Below are 22211 nucleotides of genomic sequence, written 5' to 3'. Positions count from 1 at the left end.
AAGATACATTGTTTTTCAAATATCTGTGTTTATCCTTTTTATCTGTGGTTAATTTTGCCAAACTTTAGATATGCTCAACAATTTCTAACGCAATAATTTATTAGCTTTACGCTATGGCAAGCAATCAATACGAAAACTTACAACTCAATACCAACTTAGAACTTTTAGCCCGACAAGTGGTTGAAGGTTTTATTACGGGTTTGCATAAAAGTCCTTTTCACGGATTTTCTGTTGAATTTGCCGAACATCGTTTGTATAATACTGGCGATAGCGTAAAAAACATAGATTGGAAGTTGTTTGCCAAAACAGATAAATTATTCAGTAAACGTTACGAAGAAGAAACTAATTTACGCTGCCAATTTGTAATCGACTCTTCATCATCAATGTATTTTCCTGATGAGAAATACAACAAACTCTCTTTTGCAGTTCAAAGCACGGCTTGTTTAATGTATTTGCTAAAAAAACAACGAGATGCATTTGGTTTAAGTTTGTTCGCCGATCAAGTTAAGCTAAACACGCAGGCCAAATCTACCAATACCCATCAGAAATATTTGTTTGCACAGTTAGAGCAAGTTTTGCAATCGCCAAAAATGAATATCCAAACTAATTTGGCTTTGGCATTACATCAAATAGCAGAGCTGATTCATAAACGTTCGTTGGTTATTGTATTTAGCGATATGCTACAAACTGTTCACGATGAAACTAAAATAGCGGCGCTGTTTTCTTCTTTACAGCATTTAAAATTCAACAAACACGAAGTGGTTATTTTTAACGTGACAGACAAAAGCAAAGAGGTGGATTTTAATTTCGCCAATCGTCCTTATGAATTTATAGATATGGAAACCGGTGCAGTTTTAAAAGCACATACTTCTAAAGTGAAAGATGCCTACTTGGAACAAATGAATGCTTATCGTCAGAATTTAACACTAAAATGCGCCCAGTATAAAATTGATATGGTAGATGCTGATATTAACGAAGGTTTTGATAATGTGCTGCAAGCTTATTTAATTAAGAGACAGAAAATGGGCTAGTCTAGTTTATTGGTTCACTAGTTTCATTTGTCCTAGATAGTTTGTCATCCTGAGTTCAGTTTTTAAATGGTTCAATTGTTGCCAGAATTTTCAACCTTACAACTTTCCAATATTTCAATTCCTTAACCCTTCAAGAAAAAACCCTTATATATTTTGCAATACATAGGGGTTCAGATAAGGGTAACCGGAAAACTAAAAAACTATTTTGATGAGTTTTGTAGATAACAAAACGGAAATCGCTTCTGATGTTTTGTTATTTCAAAGATGCCTTTCTATTATGAAGATTTTATGAAGATTAATTAATAGGGGATTGGTAGGTTTAATTTATTGAAGATTTAATCGCAGGCGACCGGAGATAAAAACGATGCTGATGAACGTAGGCAGAGTCTGCCTTAATCTGCGAATGAAATCTGCTGAAATCAGCGATAAAAAATAGATTTAAATTTTAGCTAATTGGAAACTCAATACTAACCACTGTCCCGCTATTCTTTTCGGATTTAATATCAATATTTATTTGATGGAACTTGGCAATACTGTTTACAATAGCCAAACCTAAACCAAAACCTTCTTCATTCTCACTATTTTCTCTTTCAAAACGATTAAAAGCATTGACTACGTTTTCTTTTTCCATTCCAATTCCTGTATCGCTTATTAGCAAGGTATAATTAGATGAGTTTAGCTCTTCTTCGATTGTGATTGAACCATTTGCAACATTGTATTTGATAGCGTTATTAATAACGTTAACTAATAAAGTGTGGATTAAGGCTTGGTTACCCGTAAATATAAAATCGGACTTGATATGGTTTTGGTAAACAATCTTTTTATCTAAAATTCTATCCTCCAAATCTTCATAAATTTCATCTAACTCATATTTGATAGAAACATTATCTTTTTTGAGGTATTGCTCATTTTCTACCTTGGAAATTAACAACAAACTATTAATGATAACCTTTAAGCGGTTAAGTGTTTTAAGCGATGCAAAAATCTTATTCTCGTGTTCGATAGGAAGATTGTCTGCTGTTAAAATATTCTCTAGCCGACCACTTAAAATTGAAATAGGTGTTAACAATTCGTGAGAAACATTGGCGATGAATTGTTTTTCCAAAAGGAACAAATCTGATATCTTTCGCATTAATGAATTAATGCTATTGTCTAGAATCTTAAAGTCTGTAGTGTTTGTTGGGATGTTCTGATAATTGTAAGACGTAGGATTATTTACCTTATTTAATTTGTGGTCAATAATCTTATAAAAGGGACGGAGGATAAAATTGGTAAAGGCATAATCTGTAACTAAAGTAACCAGTAAAGAAATAACCAAAACAATGAGCATATAGAATCTGATGGTTGTTTTAATGGATTCCATTGCAGTCATTGTTTCTCCGATTTCCAGTTTATAACGTTTGTTATTAAATTCAAACTGGTCGTTCAAAATTCTATAGATTTCTATTTCGCCCTCAATTTCTCTTGTTTCGGAAGTAAATGTTAGGGTTGTATCTATCTTCCCCACTTTAGGTATAGCAGTTAATACAATAAACTCTTCTTTTAAAATATTGTAATCAGTAAACGATTGCCGCGATTTAATAAGACTGTCAATTTCTTTATCATCTAAGTTCTCAATAACTTTTAATCGCTTTTTTGCAAGTCGAGTATCTAAATGATGAGAGGAAATGGTTTCTAAAGAAAGCAAAATGATTGTTCCCAAAACCAAAATGATAGCTATTTTGGTAATGGCATTATACAGGGCAAATTTTGCTTGAAGATTCATTGGCGGTATATCTATCTACTTCCTGACTTTACGGACTTTCGGACTTCCTAATAGTTAATTCGATATCCTATGCTCCTTACAGTTTCAAACCAATCGGTTTTACTGCATTGCGTTAGTTTTTTACGAAGGTTTTTTACGTGCACATCAACAAAGTTTGAATCTGAATTGACTTCTAAGATATCACCCCAAACATGTTCAGTTAAGCTCATTCTAGAAACTACCCTGTTTTTATTCAATACCAAATAATTGAAAATCTCAAACTCTTTTTTAGTTAAGGGCAATCTTTCGTTATCATAAGAAACAGTGCGGTTTTGAATGTCTAAGGTAAAGTCATGTATTTTAACTTCATTCTTTTCTAACTTATGCTTGCGTCTAGTTATGGCGTGCATACGTGCCAATAACTCATTCAAGGAGAATGGTTTTGCTAAATAATCATCAGCACCACCATCTAAGCCTTTAATTCTATCATCAACTTCACTTCTGGCTGTTAAGATGATAACCGCATCTTCTCGGTCTTTTAAGTTTTTTAATTGTTTGAGCACTTCAAAGCCATCGCCATCTGGCAAACCTAAATCCAATAGAATGAAATCGTAATTGTTCACAAAAATTTTCTCCTCAGCTGAGGATTTTTTCCAGGCATGTTCTACAATATATCCCTCACGACTTAAAAATTCATCCATTTCTAAGGCAAGACTTTTTTCATCTTCAACTATAAGTACATTCATTTTTTTCCGTTCAACAGTTCATTAGTATCACTGGTTCATTATGTGCAATTATGTTATTAAATCACCCTGACTTTTAACCTAAAACTCGATTTACATTTTTCAATATAACAGCACAAGCTGCTCTAATCTCATCTTCAGTTATAATTAAAGGAGGCGCTATACGCATTGAGTTACTGCAATGTAAAAACCAATCGGTAATAATTCCATCTTCAATACAGCCATCTATTATCTTTTTAAGTATGTCATAACTCTCAAATTCAGCTGCCAACATTAATCCTTTACCACGTACTTCTTTAATTGCTGGGTGTTTCAATAACGATTTAAAAAGTTCTCCCTTTACTTCTACATCCTTTACTAAATCTTCATTAATTATGGTTTGTAAAGTAGCCAAGCCTGCTGCACAGCTTACAGGGTGACCGCCAAAGGTTGTAATATGACCAAGTATTGGATTGTCTGTAAATACCGACATTATTTGTGAAGAACTGATGAAGGCACCAATCGGCATTCCCCCTCCAATACCTTTAGCTAGCAATAAAACATCAGGAATTACATTAAAATGCTCAAAACCGAACATTTTTCCAGTTCTGCCAAAGCCACACTGTATTTCATCAAATATTAATAGTGTGCCTGTTTCGTTACATTTTTTACGCAGGGCGATTAAATAAGCTGCATCTGGGATTCTTATGCCTGCCTCACCTTGTACCGTTTCAATAAATACTGCTGCGGTTTTATGGGTAATCTTACCTAAATCTGCTAAAGAGTTAAAATCTATAAATTTAACATCGGGTAATAAAGGGCGATAGGCTTGCTTAAATTCTTCATTCCCCATTAAGGTTAACGAGCCTTGCGTACTGCCGTGGTAACTGTTTTTACAAGCTATTAATTCAGTTCTGTTGGTATATCTTTTAGCCAGTTTCATGGCGCCTTCAACCGCTTCGGTACCTGAGTTTACAAAATAAGTGCAGTCTAAATTTTGTGGTAAAATCGATGCCAATGCTTTCGCAAAGTTTACCTGTGGACTTTGAACAAACTCGCCATACACCATTAAATGCATATAAGTTTCTGCTTGTTTTTTAACTGCTTCCACAACTGTGGGATGACAATGACCTACATTACTAACACCAATACCAGCAATTAAATCCATGTATTTTTTTCCATCAACATCATACATATAAATTCCTTTAGCCTTTACAAATTCAAGTAAAAGTGGGGTAGTAGATGTTTGTGCGTTATGTTTTAGAAATAATTGGCGTTGTGTTTGCATAAGGCAAAATTACTCATTTTTAAACCTTATCCTTTTAGAAAGATAGGATGAAAATAAAAAAGTCCTGTATGGTCTAACACACAGGACTTCAAAAAAAAATTAATTATTATTTAGTTATTCTTTCCAGGGCCTCCGCCTCGGTATTGATTCAAAATTTCTTTTTTAAATGCTTCTTGAGCTCTGTAAAACTTACCTACAATTTTAATAGATAAGCTGCTTTTAAACTTGTTATAATATTTTTTCTCAATATTTAAATCTCTTTGCTTAAAATCAAAATCATTGGTAATTAAGGCTTGTATCTCAGTATCAGAAAGATCGTCTATCTCCTTAATTTTCCTAAAGCTTATCATTTTCTGGAAACGTTCCTTTCTTAAGGTAGATTGCTCCTTATTATAGTCGTTATAAATTGGCCAAAATACTTTAGCCTCATTTGGTGTAAGGTCAAGCTTTGTAGTTAACCAAGCAACTTTTTTCGCTTCCCACTTTTCATCATCCATTCTTGGTCCTTGTGCAAAAGCCAATCCTGGCAAAACGATGAACAATAGTGCAATAAATAGGTTTTTCATCATTATATAAATTGTTTTAAAATTTTCGAGCTATCACAGCTTGTTTAATCTTATAAATTATTAGATAAATCAGTTGAAGAGAAATTATCTAAAATATAGTTTTCCATTTCTGTATCTGACACAGTTGTAACAGTTGCTGCTTGGCTTTCTTGTATGTGTTCTAAAATTGTGCTTTCATCAATGTCATATAAAGCTTGCTCTTTTGCCAGTTCTAATGAAGCAGTTTGAGTAACTTTACTTTGTTGAGTAAAATATAGACCAGAACCAATTACCATAAATAAACAAGCAGCTGAAGCATATTTCATCAAATCTGATCCCCATAAACGTACAAATTTAGTTTCCTGAGTAGTGCCAGATGTTTTGCTTAAAATATCAGCTTGTAAAGTTTCAAAGTAATTAGCAGGAGTTTTAAACCCATCGGTTTTAACTAAAGATTTGATTTGCGCTGAAGCAATTCTACTTTCAATTTGATTAGCTAAATCCTCGAAATAGTTTTGGGGAACATTAAAACCTTGATTTTCCTTTTGCATTAAGCCATCAACAAAAACAGATTGATTAATGCGGTTTTGCAGTTCGTTAAAATAATTATCCGGCACACTGTATGGCGTAGTTCTAGGTAAGCTCGCTAATTGTGGTGCTTCCTTTTCCCATTCCATATTTTCATCTTGTATATTCATCACGTACTATTGATAGTTTTTATTGTAAAAGGTTTAATACTTAATCTTCATTTATTAAAATACTTTCAATTTTTTTTACTGCAATATGAAAAGATGCCTTTAAAGCACCCACCGTTGTGCCCAAAACAGCAGAAATTTCATCATACTTCATGTCATCGAAATATTTCATATTAAAAATAATTCGTTGTTTTTCAGGTAAAGTTAAAATGGCTTCTTGTAATTTCTTTTGAATTTTATCCCCATCAAAATAAGATGCAGCAGTTAAGCTTTCTGCTAATTCTCCACTAACATCATCTAAAGAAACATTGTTCTTTAATTTTTTCTTATTCAGGAAGGTGATGGATTCATTGGTGGCAATTCTATAAATCCAAGTGTAAAGTTGGGAGTCGCTACGGAAATTAGCGAGATTTTTCCAGACCTTAACAAAGGTTTCCTGAACTAAATCATCAGCATCATCATGGTCTATAACCAAACGACGAATATGCCAATAAATTTTTTGTTGATATTTATTTAAAAGCAAGTTGAAGGCTTCGTTTTGTGTTTTTTGAACACCAAACTTTTGCAATATTTCTGCGTCTTCAACTTGTTTCATGTATGTTCTTTTAACGCAAAGTAAATAAGATATCGCAAAGAACACTAAGAATTATACTTCGTGTTCTTTGCGAAAAACTTTGCGTTCTTTGCGGTTTAATTTATCATTAAACTTTTCTTTTCATTACTTTTTGCGCTGCAGCAACAATATCAGATGGGTCCAATTTGTATTTGGTCATTAACTGATCTGGTGTAGCACTTTCGCCAAAGCTATCATTTACTGCAACAAATTCTTGTGGTGCAAGATATGTTGTTGTTAATAAACGAGCAACACTTTCGCCTAGTCCGCCAAACTTATTGTGTTCTTCACAAGTAACCACACAGCCAGTTTTCTTAACAGACTTTAGAATAGCTTCTTCGTCTAAAGGTTTAATGGTGTGGATATTTATAATTTCGGCATCAATTCCTAGCTCAGCTAATTTTTCGCCAGCCTCAATTGCTCTCCAGACCATGTGGCCAGTTGCAATGATGGTAACATCTGTTCCTTCATTAACCATCCAAGCTTTACCAATCTCAAATTTTTGATCTTCTGGTGTAAACACAGGAATTACTGGACGACCAAAACGCAAATAAACTGGACCTTCATATTCCATGATAGCTAAAGTAGCCGCTTTGGTTTGGTTATAATCGCAAGGATTAATAACAACCATTCCTGGCAACATTTTCATCAAACCTATATCTTCTAAAATTTGGTGAGTTGCACCATCTTCTCCTAAAGTTAAACCAGCATGCGAAGCACAAATTTTAACATTTTTATTAGAATAAGCTATTGATTGACGAATTTGGTCATAAACACGACCAGTAGAAAAGTTTGCAAAAGTACCCGTGAATGGAATTTTTCCATTAATGGTTAAACCTGCAGCAATGCCCATCATGTTAGCTTCTGCAATACCAACTTGCACAAATCTTTCTGGAAAATCTTTAATGAAAGCATCCATTTTTAAAGAGCCAACTAAATCTGCACAAAGGGCAACAACATTTTCATTGCGTTTACCTGCTTCATGTAATCCAGCTCCAAAACCCGAACGTGTATCTTTCTTTTCTGTATATGTATATTTTTTCATTTTGAATAGTATTGAGTAAAGCGTATTGCGTATTGCGATTTAATCTCATTACGCATATCTCACTACGCTATACGTAAAATTAATAATCCCCAGCTGTTTCTTTAAGTTGACCTAATGCTGTTTCTAATTGTGCATCACTTGGTGCAGAACCATGCCATTTGTGTGTGCCCACCATAAAGTCAACACCATAGCCCATTTGTGTACTCATTAAGTTCAAGATAGGTTTCCCTTTTCCAGTTAATGATTTAGCATAATGTAATGCCTTGGTTATTTCGGCCATGTCATTACCATCAGAAGTAATTACGTGCCATCCAAAAGCTTCAAATTTAGCTTGAAGGTTTTCTAATGATAACACCTTTTCTGTCGGACCATCAATTTGTTGTCCGTTGTAATCAACACTAGCAATTAAATTATCCACTTTATGAAATGGCGCAAACATTAATGCTTCCCAGTTTTGGCCTTCTTGTAACTCGCCATCACCCATTAAGGCATACACTAATCCTTTGTCACCATCAATTTTTTTAGCTAAGGCAGCACCGATGGCAACTGATAAACCTTGACCTAATGAACCAGATGCAATACGAACACCAGGTAAACCCTCATGTGTAGTCGGGTGACCTTGTAATCTTGAATCTAATTTTCTGAAAGTAGCTAATTCACTCACTTCAAAATAACCAGATCTTGCTAAAACGCTATACCAAACTGGAGAAATGTGTCCGTTTGAAAGGAAAAATAAATCCTCTCCAACACCTTCCATAGAAAATTTAGGATTGTGGTTTAATACTTCAAAATATAAGGCTGTAAAAAAATCTGCACAGCCTAAAGATGCTCCTGGATGTCCAGATTGAACGGCGTGAACCATTCTTAAACAATCTCTTCTTACTTGTGAAGCAATATCTTCTAGTTCACTAATTGAATGTTTCATTGATTTGTTAATTGTTTTTAAGGTAATGATTTATTCAAGCAGACATTATTCGCTTGAATTGATCATTTTAGTATGGTTATTAAATTAAGGGCAAGGTAATTATAAAAATTTAAGGTATTTCTACTTTGATTGTTTTTTTATATCACAGTTGTTAATTTCTACAGGTATAATTGTTTTAATTTTCGCACAATTGCAATATTTTTTAGCCTATGGACTAAACAGAGCTTATTTAAGCAAATCTAAAACCTGTTCTGTTGGTTTTTTTGAATCTACCTTGCTTATAATGTGTGCAATGTTCCCAGCTTCATCTATTATAAAAGTTGTACGATGGGTTCCCATATATTTTTTGCCGTACATGTTTTTCTCTCCCCAAACACCATAAGCTTCAACTATTGTTTTGTCTGTATCTGCTAAAAGTGTAAAAGGCAAACTATGCTTATTGATAAATTTTTGATGAGATTTTTCATCATCTATGCTTACACCTAAAACTTCAATTCCCTTAGCTTTTAAGCCTTGGTAATTGTCGCGGAAATCACAAGCTTCAGTGGTGCAACCTGGTGTGTCATCCTTCGGATAAAAATACAATACCACTTTTTGACCTATAAATTGACTTAAGGAAACAGTTTTTCCATCTTGGTCTTTTGAAGTAAATGCTGGGGCTTTATCGCCTTGTTTAAGTGTGTCCATTTGGTTAATCGTTTAAAATGTACAATTGGTTAAAGAATAATTCGATTAACCGATTTAATCAGTTAACCAATTTAAACAATAGTTTATCTATAAAAATCTATGGCGTATCTTCTGGTGTTGTCTTTCATATCTACCACAAGTAATTCAAACGTATGTTTTCCTATTGCAGTTCGTTCATCAAAGTTATGCCAAAGACTTGCAGTTTTGGTGTCAAATTCCATTAAAATCCATTGGCCGTCAATATAGCCATTAAAACTTTTAATTCCAGATAGGTTGTCACTAATTCTAAAGCTCATTTTAGTTAATCCCGCCATATTTTTGCCATTGGAGATATTAACTGGAATGATATTCGGGGCAATGGTATCAATCGCGATGAAAAAACTACCAAAGGTACGAGGTGTGGCTTTTACATAGCCGTTTTCAAAATATCCGCCTTGTGAGGAGCGATTGGTGTTAACAATTATAGCCTTGTTTTGATATTTACTTAAAGTACTATCAGCTTTTATCCAAAGTTCAAATCCAACATGAAGTGGATTTAAATTATTATGGATTTGATGTATTGCAGAAAAAGCATTTCCTTGTGGCCTTGGTAATGTCTTGTAAACAAAGTTAAGGTCGTTGTATAAAGTGCCCTTTGGCAAGATTACTTTAACAAGCGTATTGTTAAATTCATTCATGTTGGCATATGAATAAGGAGTTCCACTAGTTGGCGATGGACTATTGATTACCGCTTTTGAATCTGCTTGTACATTAAATAATAAAATACTTTTATTACCTTTTGCATCTGTAATGATGTATTTCATTTCGTGCAATTTGCCATCGTTAAAAGCAATTCTTCCACTATTAACCAAATTACTATAAATCTGTAAAGGATTCCCAGGGTCTACAAAACTCTTCTGAATACTTCTTTTAAGATTTAGCAAAGCGGGATAATCAATGTGTGAATTGATCGCCTTGCTATTCTCGAAACTAAATCGCTCCAAAGCAGAAGTATAAACCGCCTTGCCATCTAAGAATAATTCGATAGAATAAACACCATTTAAGCCAGAATTCCCATTATGCCTATCTGTCGCAGAAATTCCAAAACCCACTTCGCCACTTAAGTTAATGGTAGTAACCTTGTTTAAATTGTATTTGCCAGAGCCACCAACAACCTGAAAATATTGTTTTGGGGTAAATTCATTAAAAGGCTTTCCATTAAGTCGATAAACATACATTGAAGAAATAACAGGAGGAATATTGTCAGGAATTTGAATGCCTAATAATTGAGGGTTTACTGTAGCTTCGGTTTTGGTGTCTCGTAATTCGAAATGTAAGTGCGGACCTCCAGAGCTACCTGTATTGCCAGAGTAAGCAATTACATCTCCTTTTCTAACTGGGATTAAATCTGAACTTGGAAACTCATCAGTTTCATAAGATTTGTTTTTGTATTGAATTGGCTTTACTTGTTGGGCAATTTTTGGACTAAAACGAGACAAGTGACCATATACAGATGTAAAACCATTTGGGTGATTGATATAAAGGGCTAACCCAAATCCGCTATTCTGAACTCTTAATCTAGAAATATAGCCATCTGCAACTGCGTAAATTGGATAACCTGTTCTTTGATTAGTCCTGAAATCTGTTCCGGAGTGAAAGTGATTTGACCTTAACTCACCGAATGACCCTGCCAAAGCTGGTGGAACAATATCCAAGGGTTGCCTAAAGTCGGTAAGTGGATAACTGTTTTTGCTAAAAATTTGTTGTGCATCAGCATTGATGGCTACAAAAAGAAATAGAGTGTAAAATGAGAGTTTTACTGTGGTAGACTTAAGAGGTAGAGACATTCTTATTATTTAATACTAAAGTTGAGTAATTGTTTATCTTCTAACCAACACTCTAACTGGTCGCCTTGTTTTACTTTGCCTACACCTTCTGGCGTTCCAGTAAAAATTAAGTCGCCCTTTTTTAAGGTAATATATTGAGAAACGAATGATATGATTTTTTCAAATGAAAACAAAAGATTAGCGGTATGTCCTTTCTGGCGTGTTTCCTTATTAATTTGCAATTCGAATTTTAAATCGTACATATCAGGATAAGCCGCCTTTGGTAAAAAAATACTCACTGCTGCAGAGTTGTCAAAAGCTTTAGCTAATTCCCAAGGCAAGCCTTTTTCTTTGTGTTCGCTTTGGATATCTCTGGCTGTAAAATCTATACCTAAACCAATCTCATCATAATAATTTGATGCAAATTTTTCTGAAATGTGTTTGCCTTCCTTGCAAATCTTTAAAACCACTTCTAATTCATAATGAATATCTGAAGAGAAATCTGGGATATAAAATGGTTTGTTGTCTTTTAAAACGGCAGTGTCAGGTTTTAAAAATATGATGGGTTTTGTAGGAACAGCATTGTTCAATTCTTTGGCGTGTGCAGCATAATTGCGGCCAATGGCGATAATCTTCATAACTCAAAAATAGTAAGAAATAGGCAATTAAAGAACAGAGATTTTCACAACCTTTTGTTCTCCACCAGCAACAATTTTAAGAAAGTAAATGCCAGCATTTAACTTATTTGGAATGGTATAGGTTTTTGTTTGCTCGCCACCTGGAGTTCTTTCATTAGCAAGTACAACAACATCATTGCTTAGCAAATCTGTAATCTTAACAGAAAGCGTGGTTTCTCTATCTAAACGCAAACTGATATTAATTTGCTCGTTCACCGGATTTGGATAAACCTTTAAAACAGTTAAGATTTTATTGCTTTTTGGGAGTGTTGTTGTGCTTGACACTGCGGTACTACTAGGGTTGTAACCACCCATATTGGTATTTGGTTTATAAGGCTGTATAGTTCCTTTTATTTGAGGAACACGACTTACAACTTTAGGTTTTGGCTTGATACTTATTTTGCCTGTGTCAATCTTTTGTGCAAAAACAGAAGAGCCTAATAAAACAAACATGCAAATTGTGCACAGTATGCTCCATGAGAACGCTATTTTTGACCTTTTATTCATCTATTCGAGCAAAAATATAAATAATTAAACAAACAAATCAAACAACCTGTTGTAGAAAACAATATTTAACAATATTTAACACCCGTTTTTTCGTTGTAATTTAAGATAATGATGACATAAATTATCATAAAAATATTAATGAGCTTATTCCTAATAATTTAATTATTTTTGCATCCAAATTTTATAGCAGTGTCAAATCATAAAAACGTTAATGCGCTAACCGCAGGTGGAGTTCTAGTCAGTTTAGGGATTGTTTTTGGAGATATTGGTACCTCACCACTCTATACCCTAAATGCTATTTTTACAATCATATTGGGCGGAAAACAAGCCATAACTAGAGATGTTGTGTTGGGTGTTTTATCTTGTATCATCTGGACTTTAACTTTACAAACAACGATAAAGTATGTAATAATAACACTAAGAGCAGATAATAAGGGTGAGGGAGGTATCTTTTCTTTATTTTCTTTAGTGCGAAAAAAAGCAAAGTGGTTAGTGATTCCTGCAACAATTGGAGGCTGTGCATTACTGGCTGATGGAATTATTACGCCAAGTATTACGGTAACTTCTGCAATTGAGGGTTTAACCAATAAATTTGACAATGTTCCTATTATTCCTATTGTAATTGGAATTCTAAGCATACTATTTCTCATTCAACAATTTGGTACAAACCTAGTTGGCAGACTTTTTGGCCCAGTCATGTTTGTGTGGTTTGCGGTTTTAGGGATTATTGGAATATCTTATGTTGTTAAGGATTTTAGTGTTTTACAAGCCTTTAATCCTTATTGGGCCATACATTTGTTGAGTACCAATAGTCTGGCATTTGTTATCTTGGGAGGTGTTTTTCTCTGTACAACTGGGGCAGAGGCCCTTTATTCTGATCTTGGTCATTGCGGAAGAAATAATATACGCATAAGTTGGATTTTTGTAAAGCTAACCTTGATACTGAATTATCTTGGCCAAGGTGTGTGGATTTTACATAATGGAACTACTTACATACCCAATGCTAAGATGAATCCATTTTTTGAAATTGTTCCAGACCAATATCAAATTGCTATGGTTTGTTTGGCAACCATGGCTGCAATAATTGCAAGTCAGGCTTTAATTAGCGGCTCATTTACATTGATTGCTGAGGCCGTTCGTTTAAATCTTTGGCCAAAAATCAGAATAGTTTACCCTACTGCTTCAAAAGGACAATTATATGTGCCTGCAATTAACTGGATGCTTTGGGTAGGCTGTGTCGGCATAGTATTGCTGTTTCAAAAGGCCGAAAAGATGGATGCAGCGTATGGACTTTCTATTACCATAGCGATGTTGATGACAACCATTTTGGTTACCTATTATTTACGTAGTAAACGTTTTCCGAAATATATAATTGGTGCATTTTTAGTTACGTATATAATTATTGAAGGTACATTTTTAGTGAGTAATTTAACTAAATTCTTACATGGTGGATGGGTGACAGTATTAATCGGGTCAGTTTTATTTTCTATCATGTGGAGTTGGTATGTGGCTAGAAAAATCAAAAACAGATTTGTTAAGTATGTAGAGATTGAGGATTATTATCAAATCATAAATGAATTAAGTAGTGATATCTCAGTTCCTAAGTATTCATCTCAATTGGTTTATTTAACAAGTGCCAATTTTAAAACAGAGATAGAATCAAAAATTATTTATTCAATTATACAGAAAGAGCCGAAACGAGCCGATGTGTACTGGTTAGTACACGTAGATGTTGTTGATGAGCCTTATACGAGAGATTATAAAGTAGAATTTTTAATTCCTGGCAAACTTATTCGTATTGATTTTAAACTTGGTTTTAGAGTAGAACAACGTGTTAATTTGCTTTACCGTAAAGTGGTTGAGGAGCTAGTTAAAAATGGAGAAGTTGATATTACCAGTCAATACACTTCACTAAACAAGCATAAGATTGCTGGTGATTTCCGCTTTGTATTATTAGAGAAACACTTGTCTAAATTTACCAATCTAAGTTTCTATGAGCGTAGTATCATGGACTATTATTTCTTGCTTAAGCATTTCAGTTTATCTGAAGTAAGTGGATTCGGATTAGATTCTAGTTATGTAGAAGTAGAAAAAGTTCCTTTGATTTTTGTTACTCCGGATGATATTGAGTTAAATAGATTAGCAGTTTAATTAGTATTGGTTGATATATTATAGCCACAGATTACCAGATTAGAATTATAAAATCTGTTAATCTGTGGCTAATTTTTAAACAAAAAGAAGGGTTGCAAATAATTTATATGCCCTATGTTTCTATGTGGTTAAATATAGCTTACCCTGCCAACTTATCACCAAATGGCAATTTCTTAAGTAAGTAAATAATCAATCCTGAGATAGCTAAACAAAGTATGGTGGTTAATGGAATGCCGAAAACCACTCCAAATACAGCGCCATTCACTCCAAACCTGCTCAAATAATATAACACTAGAATGTGGACGAAATATATCCCAAAACTATGTTTGTTAGTGAATTTTCTAATAACTTTTAATTGCGGATTAACCAAGTTTGTATGTTTAAAGAATAGAAATAATCCTATGGCAGCAATTACCACATTTGGTGAAAAATAGGTGTATAAATCGATGGTAAAACGCCCATTAGATATCGATAGAAAGTAGGTGCCAAAAATGGTAAGCAATACACCAGTTGTAAAAATGAAAAAGGATATGGTTCTGATGTGCTTTACCTTTTCAAAATTTCTAATCGATAAATAATAACCTAAAACAACATAGCCAACAAATCCTGAGAAATACTTTAGGTTAAAATCTGGAATGTGTTTCAAGAATAATGGATTAGCTATAATAATGGCAATAACCCAAAGAACTAGAAAATATATAATATCCTTTTCGGTTGCTCTTTTTACCCATTTTGATAAAATCGGAATGAATAAATAAATTCCAATAATCATGTAGATGTACCAAAAATGATAAGTTGTTTTATAAGCAATTTTAGTAGAACCAATATTTAACATCTCCAAAAACGGAAGTTTAAATCCATTTTTTAAGGTGCTTAATACATGAAGGAGGTAAATGGAAATCCAAAATATAAATGGTAAAATAATGCGGGTAACTCTTTTTTTGAGATAGTCGCTAAGTTCATAATCTTTTGGTAAAAGTAGCGCTCCGGTAATCATTACAAAAATTGGAACGCAAAACCTCACTAAGCTATCATATACGTTAGCTGTCCACCAATTAAAACCTGATATTTTATCAAATTTGTACAGAAAAGGTGCAGCAACGTGAAGAAATATTACACTGATGGTTGCTACAACCCTTAAATTATCTAGCCAAGAAGTATCTTCCTTCTGTTGAAAATCGCTCATTCTCGACAAAGGTAAGATTAAACGACATAGGTACATAGAAACCTAAGTTTTAACCAAGCTGATGTAATATTACTTTCTCTTATTTATTACAAACAACATTGTTGCAGAAATAGCGCACATAACTACAGCGGCAATGATCAGTGAATTTTCTTTTTGAGAAATTCCAATAAATAAATCACCAATAAACATGACTAAAAAGAAAATATAGGCAATTGTTAACATCGGAATTGATTTCTTAAATGTTGCAAAAGCAAATATAAAACCAAGGGCAAATTGTCTGACAGCCCACATATTAACCACATAGTCTACACCTTTTGCGTTTAAATCTACCGTTTCCATCACCGATTGTGGTGAAAGAAATAACGATATACTTACCGCTATCTCCATTATGGCGAATAGGGCTGATACGATAAGTATCCATTTTGGTAAAGATTTTTGTATTGCTGTCATGATTTAAGTTTTATCAACCATTAACGCTAAATATACTAAAATGCTTAATTATTTGTATAGTTAATTGCTCAGGTTGAAAGCACCTGTTTAGGTATTGGAGAAGGTGTAAAGATTATAAGAATTTTGCATCTCTAGTCAGTTTAGTTTTCTCAAGGCCTAATTTATCACTGAACCAATCTCTCAATACCTTTTCGATTTCCTTTTTGTTAAACGTTTCTTGTTTTCTTCTAGATTGTAAATAGTTCTCCCTTGTCATTCTTTCAACTAATTGTCCCACATTTTCTAACTCGATTTCATTTGCCGTCATATCCGCCATCCAAAATCCAAGTGTTGAAAATGCAATTCCTGACAAGGCAATTTTCCAGCTGAAAAAAAAGCAAATAAATGATAAGAGAAAGATTACTATTAATGGAAACATCACCCAATTCGGTGCAGTCAGGATTTTTAATTTAAAACCTAGTTTCTCCTCAATCTTTTTTAGATTCGATCGTCTAATTTTCTTCGGAAAGAGTTCTTCAAGCTTTCGTTTTATTGTTATTTCTTTTTGATTAACACTTAATTCCGTTGAGATTACATTTCTCAACTTATAGAATGCTTGTTGGCTGGTGCAGTCATCTATATCTTCAAGTTGAATTTTTTTGGTAATATGGTCACATAGTTCTCCGAAGTTCCTAATTCCAATAAGTTCATTCCCTACAAATTTGATGTTAAACGATTTTTCTACTTCTTCAAGTAAGTCTTCTATATCTCCATGGTCAATGTTTTCAAGTTTAAAGTCTTCCATATCTCCTTATAATTACTTTTTCTCGCGGCGCAAGGCTAATTAATGATTTCTCCTTTATTGTTCGCCAATTTCTCTCTAAATTTTTCAAGCTGCTCTGGTGTTTGTCTAGCCCATTCTGTTACTTCTCCAATAATCTTTAATGGTGCCTGTGAACGATAGGATCGAGTAGGATTCCCTGGAAATTTTTTATCCGTAAGATTTGGGTCATTCTCAAAATTCCCTGTTGGCTCAACGATATATATACGTTCAATTCCTTCACCTTTTGCTAGTGCAGCTGCTAACCCCGCTCCATTAACCAGGGCGGTGAAATAAATATGATTCATTTTTATTTCAGATTGGTAATTAGAAATCCCACCTGCTGTTAGTAGGTCGTTAACTTGTAAGTCTGCTCTTGTACCATGATAAAAAGGCCCTTTGTCTGAGGGGTTTTCCTTAAACATAGCTCCTAATTCCTGGTTCTTTTTTGCATTCTCAAAGTCTCCTAGATTTTCATAACATTTAGCAATGTTGAAATACAGAGAGGGGAATGCACTTTTAACGGAGTCATCATTTGTTTTTAATGCAAACTGCAAAGCAATTTCTAGCCATTTCAAATTGTCGGAAACATCTTTTTGACATCGGGCCACATAATGAGCTGCAAGAAACTTTTCAAAATCATTAGTTGCTTCATCCCACCCTTGTTGAAATAATTTGAGTGCTTCTTCTGGTTTTTCTTTTTCCTCCATCTCCATGCCTTGAAGACAAAGTTTAATAATATTGTTGAATGGTGAGAATTCCATTTTCTAATTCTTTTGTCTATTGAGTATTTTAAATTTATTCTTTTTTAAATCTTGCCCTTAGCGCTACTTTCCCCAATCCTTAAAAATAAATCGCAGTGCATCGAAATAAGCTACAACTGGTTCTGTCATGTGTGTTTCGGTTGAGTAATGTTTATACACGTAATCTAATCTCTTTAGCTTTTTATTAGCTATTGTCGAATCCAATTTTAATAAACCTTTATGAAAAAACGAATTATTACCACCTTCATTTCCGTTACTGTAAAAAAGCTTTTTGTTTAATACTGAGCCTTCTTTTAGTTTTTCATCGGTCAATTTTAAAAGATACTCATTGTCCCACCAAAGCGATGGGCTTACAGCAATATAAGCATTAAACATATCTGGATAGGTTAACATACAATTAAGAGCTGAAATTCCCCCAAAGGAATGCCCTGCAAAAATTTTGTAGGGTTCTGTTTTGTAATTTTTGTCAATCATTGGAATCAATTCTTTCTCAATGAATTGTAAAAAACTTTCGTTCCCACCACTAAGTTTATACGAGCTACTATCTGGTTTACCCATATAGTTAGTTATGCTACTTGTTGGTGTAAGGTCTCTTGTTCGGTTTGTATTTGCGATGCCAACAACAATCATCTTCGGCATTGCTAAAACATCTGGTCTACTAAGATAATCGACATACTGAGCAAGCAGTTCAAAATGATTGTCAGCATCCATTAAATATAATACTGGAAATCGTTTGTTTAAATCCGTAGAATCTACTTTAGGGCAATGAACATACACCTTGCGATCTTCGTTTAAAACCTTCGAGTGAATCGTCACAACCTCACTTGGTGGATATTTATAAGACTCCGTATGCTGCGACTGTGCGTGCAATGCAACAAATAAAAACAGAATTGTAAGCCATCTAAAGATATACATATTCAATTGTTGATTCTCAGTTTAGTTTTACTAGTCATTTATTTCGGGCGGTGAGACACCGACCGATAGGCGAATTCTTACTTCTCCGATTAGTGTATCTTCACCACTCTCGCTTTCTATGTACATTATTTGTGTTCTCATTATTCAAAACCAATATTTGTTCATTTTGTCTAAAAATAGTTTGTCTGTTATTGGGAATTTAGAACTCAAAACAGAGTCTATTCCACATTTTGGGCAAATTGCTGTCTCTCCAATTTTTTCTTCAATCCATTCTTCAATTTCACTGGGCAAAAATGTCTGCTCACAATAAAAGCAACCACATAAGTCAGTAGTCAAGATTTCTGTCTTATGAGAAGAGCTAGCTTTGTGTGCAAGTTCTAAATACTGGTTTCCATATTTGTTAGTTGTCTGTTCCATACACTTTACTGCTAACGCCTCGGGGATTGGCGAAGCTTGTTGGCTTGCATAAAATTAATAGAAAACTGGACGGTCAAAGAAGAACTTCCACCAAGTTTTGCCAAACCCCTGTTAGGTGCAGTTACTTGGCTTTTAGCTTGGTTATTAAAAGTGTGAATTTCTCCCATTTTTTTGCTGGAAAGTCTTGAATATTTATGGATGAATCAGTTAATAAGGCCTGATTTAATAATCCACTATGCGATGGATAATCTTCCCTGTTTAACTTATTAGCGAACAACTCATTTATGCAACTAATAATTAAGCTCTTGTCTTGTTGATTTAATTTAATCCGTTTGATTGATTTGGTAATCTTATTCTTTTTATCTGAATTACAATCTTTTGTCTCTTCCACATAATCCGCTAAAAGCTGTCCTTTGAAGCTATCTCTATAAATGGTTACAATTCTTTTGTCACCACCCCATTCTCCACATTTACTGTCAACGGTTGTTAGTTTTAGCTTATTTACATGAGTTATGTATAATAATTCATTTGTTTGATTATCGGATCTGGCCGCAGAAAACGTAAAAATAATAAGGATTGAAACTACAATATTTTTTATTTCGTTTTTCATTGCTCGAATTTACTAAAATTTTCATGGCAAGGAAAAGGGTTTTATGCCATGGTGGGTATGCACCCAGTATTGCACCTAACTCTTAAATAGACGCAATCCAATCTTTACTAATTATTACGTTAATCGATTGATATTTAGTATGTTAACTTAATTTTCGAATTGCGTTTTTTATACTGTTATAGCGTTAGTTACCCTTCAGCAATCTTCTGCCCCAACTTGCTATGCTTATAGCCATAGGCGAAATAAACCACCAAACCAATAACCAGCCAAATTCCAAAACCAATCCAGTTAGAAATACCTAGCTCACACATCATGTACAAACAGCTTAATAAGCCTAAAACAGGTATAAGCGATAGATTTTTAGTTACACAGTAATAAGAAATAACAAGACAGATAATCAAGAAAATCCACATCGGGATTTTGTGTTTAAATAACGACCAACCACCTTCAAATTTTTTGTCGGTTTCAATAGAAGACTTAGTCATGAAGTCTTCGTATTGTGCAGGTGTTAGATTTGTTAAATAAGCTTCTGCATCAATTTGTTTGCCTTGCAAAACAACCGGACTTGCACTTATTTCGCTTTTAACAGTAGCAATTTCTTGGTCTGACAAAGATTTAATAAATATTGTAGGCTCAATGATCTTTGTTTTATTAGTGATGAAATCGGTCGTTTCGGCTTTAAATTTCACCAAACAAACTACAATAACACCAATAAACACTAAAGGTATAATGAACTTAGAATTAACATAAGGAATTTTGAATTTCCCTCTTTGTACACCAGGTCTGTTTTGTAAAACCAATACGCCAGCGCAAACCAATACAAAGGCAAATAAGGTACCTATAGAACATAAATCGGTAACAATAGTTAAGTTCATGAATAAGGAAGGAACCGCAACTACGAAACCAACTACAATAGTTGCAAATGAAGGTGTTTTGTATTTAGGGTGAATTTTAGAGAATTTTTTTGGCAATAAACCATCACGGCTCATGCTCATCCAGATACGTGGTTGCCCCATTTGAAAAACCAATAGCACACTCGCCATTGCAAATACAGCACTTACGGCAATAATGCCACTCATTAGTTTTAAATCAATTTGATCAAAAACAAATGCCAATGGATCACCTACGGCTAAAGTATCAGATTTTACAATCCCTGTTAAAACTAAGGCAATGGCAACATATAAAACGGTACAAATGATAATTGCCCACATCATCCCTCTGGGTAAATCTCTTTGTGGATTTTTACATTCCTCTGCAGTAGTAGAAATGGCATCAAAACCTATGTATGCAAAGAAAACGGCAGAAACACCTTTCAAAACTCCTGATACACCATTTGGTGCAAAAGGGTTCCAGTTTTTGGTGTCAACATAGAATACGCCAACTGCAAGCACCAATAAAATAACCGCTAACTTAACCACTACCATTGCATTACTTGCATTTCTAGATTCTTTCATTCCGCGATAAACCAACCAAGTAATGAAAATAATGATACCTAATGCAGGTAAATCAGCCACTAAATGAAAACTCCCAATAGTAGGGGCAGATACCCAAGCGTTGTTTGCGATGCGAGTAGCATCATCCAAATTGGCCATGCTTTTTCCAGCATTTAACAAGGCATCCGCATGTGCGTGACCATTATAAGCGGTTAAATAATCCATTGTTGCCCAATCAGGGATATTAATGCCATCTATACCTAGTGCCGGTATTCGAATGGAGGATAGTAATCCTGTGAAGTAATCTGACCAAGAAATGGCTACTGTAATGTTTCCAATGCCATATTCCATGATTAACGACCAACCTATAATCCAAGCCACTAATTCGCCAAAAGCTACATAAGAGTAAGTATACGCACTTCCAGAAACCGGTACCATAGATGCAAATTCTGCATAGGCAAAAGCAGCAAAACTACAAGCAATAGCAGTAAAGATAAAAAGGAAAATTACTGCCGGACCGCCGTCTGCACTTGCTTTACCAATAGTGCTAAAAATACCAGCACCAATAATTGCGGCAATACCAAATGCCGTTAAATCTCTTACACCTAAAGTTTTATGAAGCGAATCGCCATGGTCGCCATAACCTTTTGCAGCATCTTCTAAAATCTTTGAAATTGATTTCTTTCTAAATAGTTTATCGAACATATAATGGTTTTTTAATGCAATTGCCCAGTGTTTAAGGAATTAATTGCACAACTTGGTTTAGTTTGTTCAAACTTAAAAAAATATCGTTTAAAAACCGCTAAAGCGACTATAAAATTATCAACGTCTACAAGGGTTTCAGCTTATTAAATAAAAGTAAGCAATAGGAAGGCCTACAGTTAATGGTGTCTCATCCTTTAGATAGATCCTAGCCCATTCATGTTCGTATCTTAGTCCTATCAAGTGCGCTTCTGGAGCACAGCTAATCCGCGGCAATACCACATTCAATGCGGACTAGACGCGGACTCGATGCGGACTTGATGCGGTCTTGCTAAGACTAGAGCACGACTAAAGATAGGATAATAACTAAGGGGATATAGGCTAAGGATTGACCTGCTATTATTAATTCCACAAAAAAGCCGTAGTGTTAGGCTACGGCTTTTTTATTTATTAGAATGAGATATTTATTAGGATTGGAACCTTATACGTTCCATCTTTTT

At 34.2% G+C, this 22211-nt stretch carries 22 protein-coding genes; 2 read left to right on the top strand and 20 right to left on the bottom strand.

Annotation, left to right across the window (positions count from 1 at the left end):
* Positions 1-113: 113 nt before the first annotated feature.
* Positions 114-1031: a DUF58 domain-containing protein gene (locus EZ428_RS22500; RefSeq protein WP_131555605.1), complete on the top strand. Its 918-nt coding sequence runs from the start codon at positions 114-116 to the stop codon at positions 1029-1031.
* 445 nt (positions 1032-1476) lie between these two features.
* Here EZ428_RS22500 and EZ428_RS22495 read toward each other — a convergent pair whose 3' ends face one another.
* From EZ428_RS22495 to EZ428_RS22440, 12 genes are all read right to left on the bottom strand, one after another.
* The gene (locus EZ428_RS22495) at positions 1477-2796 is read right to left on the bottom strand and encodes a sensor histidine kinase (RefSeq protein WP_131555604.1); all 1320 of its coding nucleotides are present in this window, start codon (positions 2794-2796) and stop codon (positions 1477-1479) included.
* A 47-nt stretch (positions 2797-2843) separates the two neighbouring features.
* Complete coding sequence (locus EZ428_RS22490) at positions 2844-3521, bottom strand: response regulator transcription factor (RefSeq protein ID WP_131555603.1); 678 nt, start codon at positions 3519-3521, stop codon at positions 2844-2846.
* 73 nt (positions 3522-3594) lie between these two features.
* A complete protein-coding gene (locus tag EZ428_RS22485; RefSeq protein WP_131555602.1) occupies positions 3595-4785 on the bottom strand; it encodes an aspartate aminotransferase family protein in 1191 nt (396 codons plus the stop codon).
* Between the two features lie 110 nt (positions 4786-4895).
* Positions 4896-5354: a hypothetical protein gene (locus tag EZ428_RS22480; RefSeq protein WP_225871127.1), complete on the bottom strand. Its 459-nt coding sequence runs from the start codon at positions 5352-5354 to the stop codon at positions 4896-4898.
* 47 nt (positions 5355-5401) lie between these two features.
* Positions 5402-6028 carry a hypothetical protein gene (locus EZ428_RS22475; RefSeq protein WP_131555601.1) on the bottom strand — a complete coding sequence of 209 codons (627 nt, stop codon included), beginning with the start codon at positions 6026-6028 and terminating at the stop codon, positions 5402-5404.
* Between the two features lie 40 nt (positions 6029-6068).
* The gene (locus EZ428_RS22470) at positions 6069-6620 is read right to left on the bottom strand and encodes an RNA polymerase sigma factor (protein ID WP_131555600.1); all 552 of its coding nucleotides are present in this window, start codon (positions 6618-6620) and stop codon (positions 6069-6071) included.
* Positions 6621-6726: 106 nt separating this feature from the next.
* Positions 6727-7683 carry a transketolase family protein gene (locus tag EZ428_RS22465; protein WP_131555599.1) on the bottom strand — a complete coding sequence of 319 codons (957 nt, stop codon included), beginning with the start codon at positions 7681-7683 and terminating at the stop codon, positions 6727-6729.
* A gap of 79 nt (positions 7684-7762) precedes the next feature.
* Positions 7763-8608 carry a transketolase gene (locus tag EZ428_RS22460; protein WP_131555598.1) on the bottom strand — a complete coding sequence of 282 codons (846 nt, stop codon included), beginning with the start codon at positions 8606-8608 and terminating at the stop codon, positions 7763-7765.
* 225 nt (positions 8609-8833) lie between these two features.
* Positions 8834-9295 (bottom strand): thioredoxin-dependent thiol peroxidase, encoded by a 462-nt coding sequence (bcp, locus tag EZ428_RS22455; protein ID WP_131555597.1) that lies wholly within the window; start codon positions 9293-9295, stop codon positions 8834-8836.
* Positions 9296-9378: 83 nt separating this feature from the next.
* Entirely contained in the window at positions 9379-11121 is a 1743-nt protein-coding gene (locus tag EZ428_RS22450) for a M23 family metallopeptidase (protein ID WP_131555596.1), read from the bottom strand.
* Between the two features lie 5 nt (positions 11122-11126).
* The gene (locus EZ428_RS22445) at positions 11127-11738 is read right to left on the bottom strand and encodes a fumarylacetoacetate hydrolase family protein (protein WP_131555595.1); all 612 of its coding nucleotides are present in this window, start codon (positions 11736-11738) and stop codon (positions 11127-11129) included.
* A 27-nt stretch (positions 11739-11765) separates the two neighbouring features.
* A complete protein-coding gene (locus EZ428_RS22440; RefSeq protein WP_131555594.1) occupies positions 11766-12230 on the bottom strand; it encodes a T9SS type A sorting domain-containing protein in 465 nt (154 codons plus the stop codon).
* 243 nt (positions 12231-12473) lie between these two features.
* Here EZ428_RS22440 and EZ428_RS22435 point away from each other — a divergent pair, with 243 nt between their 5' ends.
* Positions 12474-14435, top strand: a complete 1962-nt coding sequence (locus EZ428_RS22435; RefSeq protein WP_131555593.1) for a KUP/HAK/KT family potassium transporter — start codon at positions 12474-12476, stop codon at positions 14433-14435.
* A 139-nt stretch (positions 14436-14574) separates the two neighbouring features.
* On the opposite strand, the gene EZ428_RS22430 is transcribed toward EZ428_RS22435, so the two are convergent.
* The 8 genes from EZ428_RS22430 to EZ428_RS22395 form a co-directional block, all read right to left on the bottom strand.
* Positions 14575-15621, bottom strand: a complete 1047-nt coding sequence (locus EZ428_RS22430) for an acyltransferase (protein ID WP_165501854.1) — start codon at positions 15619-15621, stop codon at positions 14575-14577.
* Between the two features lie 69 nt (positions 15622-15690).
* Positions 15691-16071: a hypothetical protein gene (locus EZ428_RS22425; protein ID WP_131555591.1), complete on the bottom strand. Its 381-nt coding sequence runs from the start codon at positions 16069-16071 to the stop codon at positions 15691-15693.
* Positions 16072-16183: 112 nt separating this feature from the next.
* A complete protein-coding gene (locus tag EZ428_RS22420) occupies positions 16184-16855 on the bottom strand; it encodes a hypothetical protein (protein WP_131555590.1) in 672 nt (223 codons plus the stop codon).
* A gap of 35 nt (positions 16856-16890) precedes the next feature.
* On the bottom strand, positions 16891-17295 hold the full coding sequence (gene arr / locus EZ428_RS24395) for an NAD(+)--rifampin ADP-ribosyltransferase (RefSeq protein ID WP_394343159.1): 405 nt from the start codon (positions 17293-17295) through the stop codon (positions 16891-16893).
* 402 nt (positions 17296-17697) lie between these two features.
* On the bottom strand, positions 17698-18549 hold the full coding sequence (locus EZ428_RS22410) for an alpha/beta hydrolase (protein ID WP_131555588.1): 852 nt from the start codon (positions 18547-18549) through the stop codon (positions 17698-17700).
* Positions 18550-18693: 144 nt separating this feature from the next.
* The gene (locus EZ428_RS22405) at positions 18694-18966 is read right to left on the bottom strand and encodes a hypothetical protein (RefSeq protein WP_131555587.1); all 273 of its coding nucleotides are present in this window, start codon (positions 18964-18966) and stop codon (positions 18694-18696) included.
* A gap of 121 nt (positions 18967-19087) precedes the next feature.
* Complete coding sequence (locus EZ428_RS22400) at positions 19088-19576, bottom strand: hypothetical protein (protein WP_131555586.1); 489 nt, start codon at positions 19574-19576, stop codon at positions 19088-19090.
* A 188-nt stretch (positions 19577-19764) separates the two neighbouring features.
* Positions 19765-21714, bottom strand: coding sequence for an amino acid permease (locus EZ428_RS22395; protein WP_131555585.1), 1950 nt, complete (start codon positions 21712-21714; stop codon positions 19765-19767).
* Positions 21715-22211: the final 497 nt, after the last annotated feature.

The organism is Pedobacter frigiditerrae (assembly GCF_004331645.1).
Classification (GTDB): Bacteria; Bacteroidota; Bacteroidia; order Sphingobacteriales; family Sphingobacteriaceae; genus Pedobacter; species Pedobacter frigiditerrae.
This window is presented reverse-complemented; position numbering and strand designations above follow the sequence as displayed.

What these genes read in the sequence shown, in the direction of transcription:
- EZ428_RS22500 (WP_131555605.1), top strand. Translation starts at nt 114, where the DNA reads ATGGCAAGCAATCAATACGAAAACTTACAACTCAATACCAACTTAGAA.
- EZ428_RS22495 (WP_131555604.1), bottom strand. Translation starts at nt 2,796, where the DNA reads ATGAATCTTCAAGCAAAATTTGCCCTGTATAATGCCATTACCAAAATA.
- EZ428_RS22490 (WP_131555603.1), bottom strand. Translation starts at nt 3,521, where the DNA reads ATGAATGTACTTATAGTTGAAGATGAAAAAAGTCTTGCCTTAGAAATG.
- EZ428_RS22485 (WP_131555602.1), bottom strand. Translation starts at nt 4,785, where the DNA reads ATGCAAACACAACGCCAATTATTTCTAAAACATAACGCACAAACATCT.
- EZ428_RS22480 (WP_225871127.1), bottom strand. Translation starts at nt 5,354, where the DNA reads ATGATGAAAAACCTATTTATTGCACTATTGTTCATCGTTTTGCCAGGA.
- EZ428_RS22475 (WP_131555601.1), bottom strand. Translation starts at nt 6,028, where the DNA reads ATGAATATACAAGATGAAAATATGGAATGGGAAAAGGAAGCACCACAA.
- EZ428_RS22470 (WP_131555600.1), bottom strand. Translation starts at nt 6,620, where the DNA reads ATGAAACAAGTTGAAGACGCAGAAATATTGCAAAAGTTTGGTGTTCAA.
- EZ428_RS22465 (WP_131555599.1), bottom strand. Translation starts at nt 7,683, where the DNA reads ATGAAAAAATATACATATACAGAAAAGAAAGATACACGTTCGGGTTTT.
- EZ428_RS22460 (WP_131555598.1), bottom strand. Translation starts at nt 8,608, where the DNA reads ATGAAACATTCAATTAGTGAACTAGAAGATATTGCTTCACAAGTAAGA.
- bcp (WP_131555597.1), bottom strand. Translation starts at nt 9,295, where the DNA reads ATGGACACACTTAAACAAGGCGATAAAGCCCCAGCATTTACTTCAAAA.
- EZ428_RS22450 (WP_131555596.1), bottom strand. Translation starts at nt 11,121, where the DNA reads ATGTCTCTACCTCTTAAGTCTACCACAGTAAAACTCTCATTTTACACT.
- EZ428_RS22445 (WP_131555595.1), bottom strand. Translation starts at nt 11,738, where the DNA reads ATGAAGATTATCGCCATTGGCCGCAATTATGCTGCACACGCCAAAGAA.
- EZ428_RS22440 (WP_131555594.1), bottom strand. Translation starts at nt 12,230, where the DNA reads ATGTTTGTTTTATTAGGCTCTTCTGTTTTTGCACAAAAGATTGACACA.
- EZ428_RS22430 (WP_165501854.1), bottom strand. Translation starts at nt 15,621, where the DNA reads ATGAGCGATTTTCAACAGAAGGAAGATACTTCTTGGCTAGATAATTTA.
- EZ428_RS22425 (WP_131555591.1), bottom strand. Translation starts at nt 16,071, where the DNA reads ATGACAGCAATACAAAAATCTTTACCAAAATGGATACTTATCGTATCA.
- EZ428_RS22420 (WP_131555590.1), bottom strand. Translation starts at nt 16,855, where the DNA reads ATGGAAGACTTTAAACTTGAAAACATTGACCATGGAGATATAGAAGAC.
- arr (WP_394343159.1), bottom strand. Translation starts at nt 17,295, where the DNA reads ATGTTTAAGGAAAACCCCTCAGACAAAGGGCCTTTTTATCATGGTACA.
- EZ428_RS22410 (WP_131555588.1), bottom strand. Translation starts at nt 18,549, where the DNA reads ATGTATATCTTTAGATGGCTTACAATTCTGTTTTTATTTGTTGCATTG.
- EZ428_RS22405 (WP_131555587.1), bottom strand. Translation starts at nt 18,966, where the DNA reads ATGGAACAGACAACTAACAAATATGGAAACCAGTATTTAGAACTTGCA.
- EZ428_RS22400 (WP_131555586.1), bottom strand. Translation starts at nt 19,576, where the DNA reads ATGAAAAACGAAATAAAAAATATTGTAGTTTCAATCCTTATTATTTTT.
- EZ428_RS22395 (WP_131555585.1), bottom strand. Translation starts at nt 21,714, where the DNA reads ATGTTCGATAAACTATTTAGAAAGAAATCAATTTCAAAGATTTTAGAA.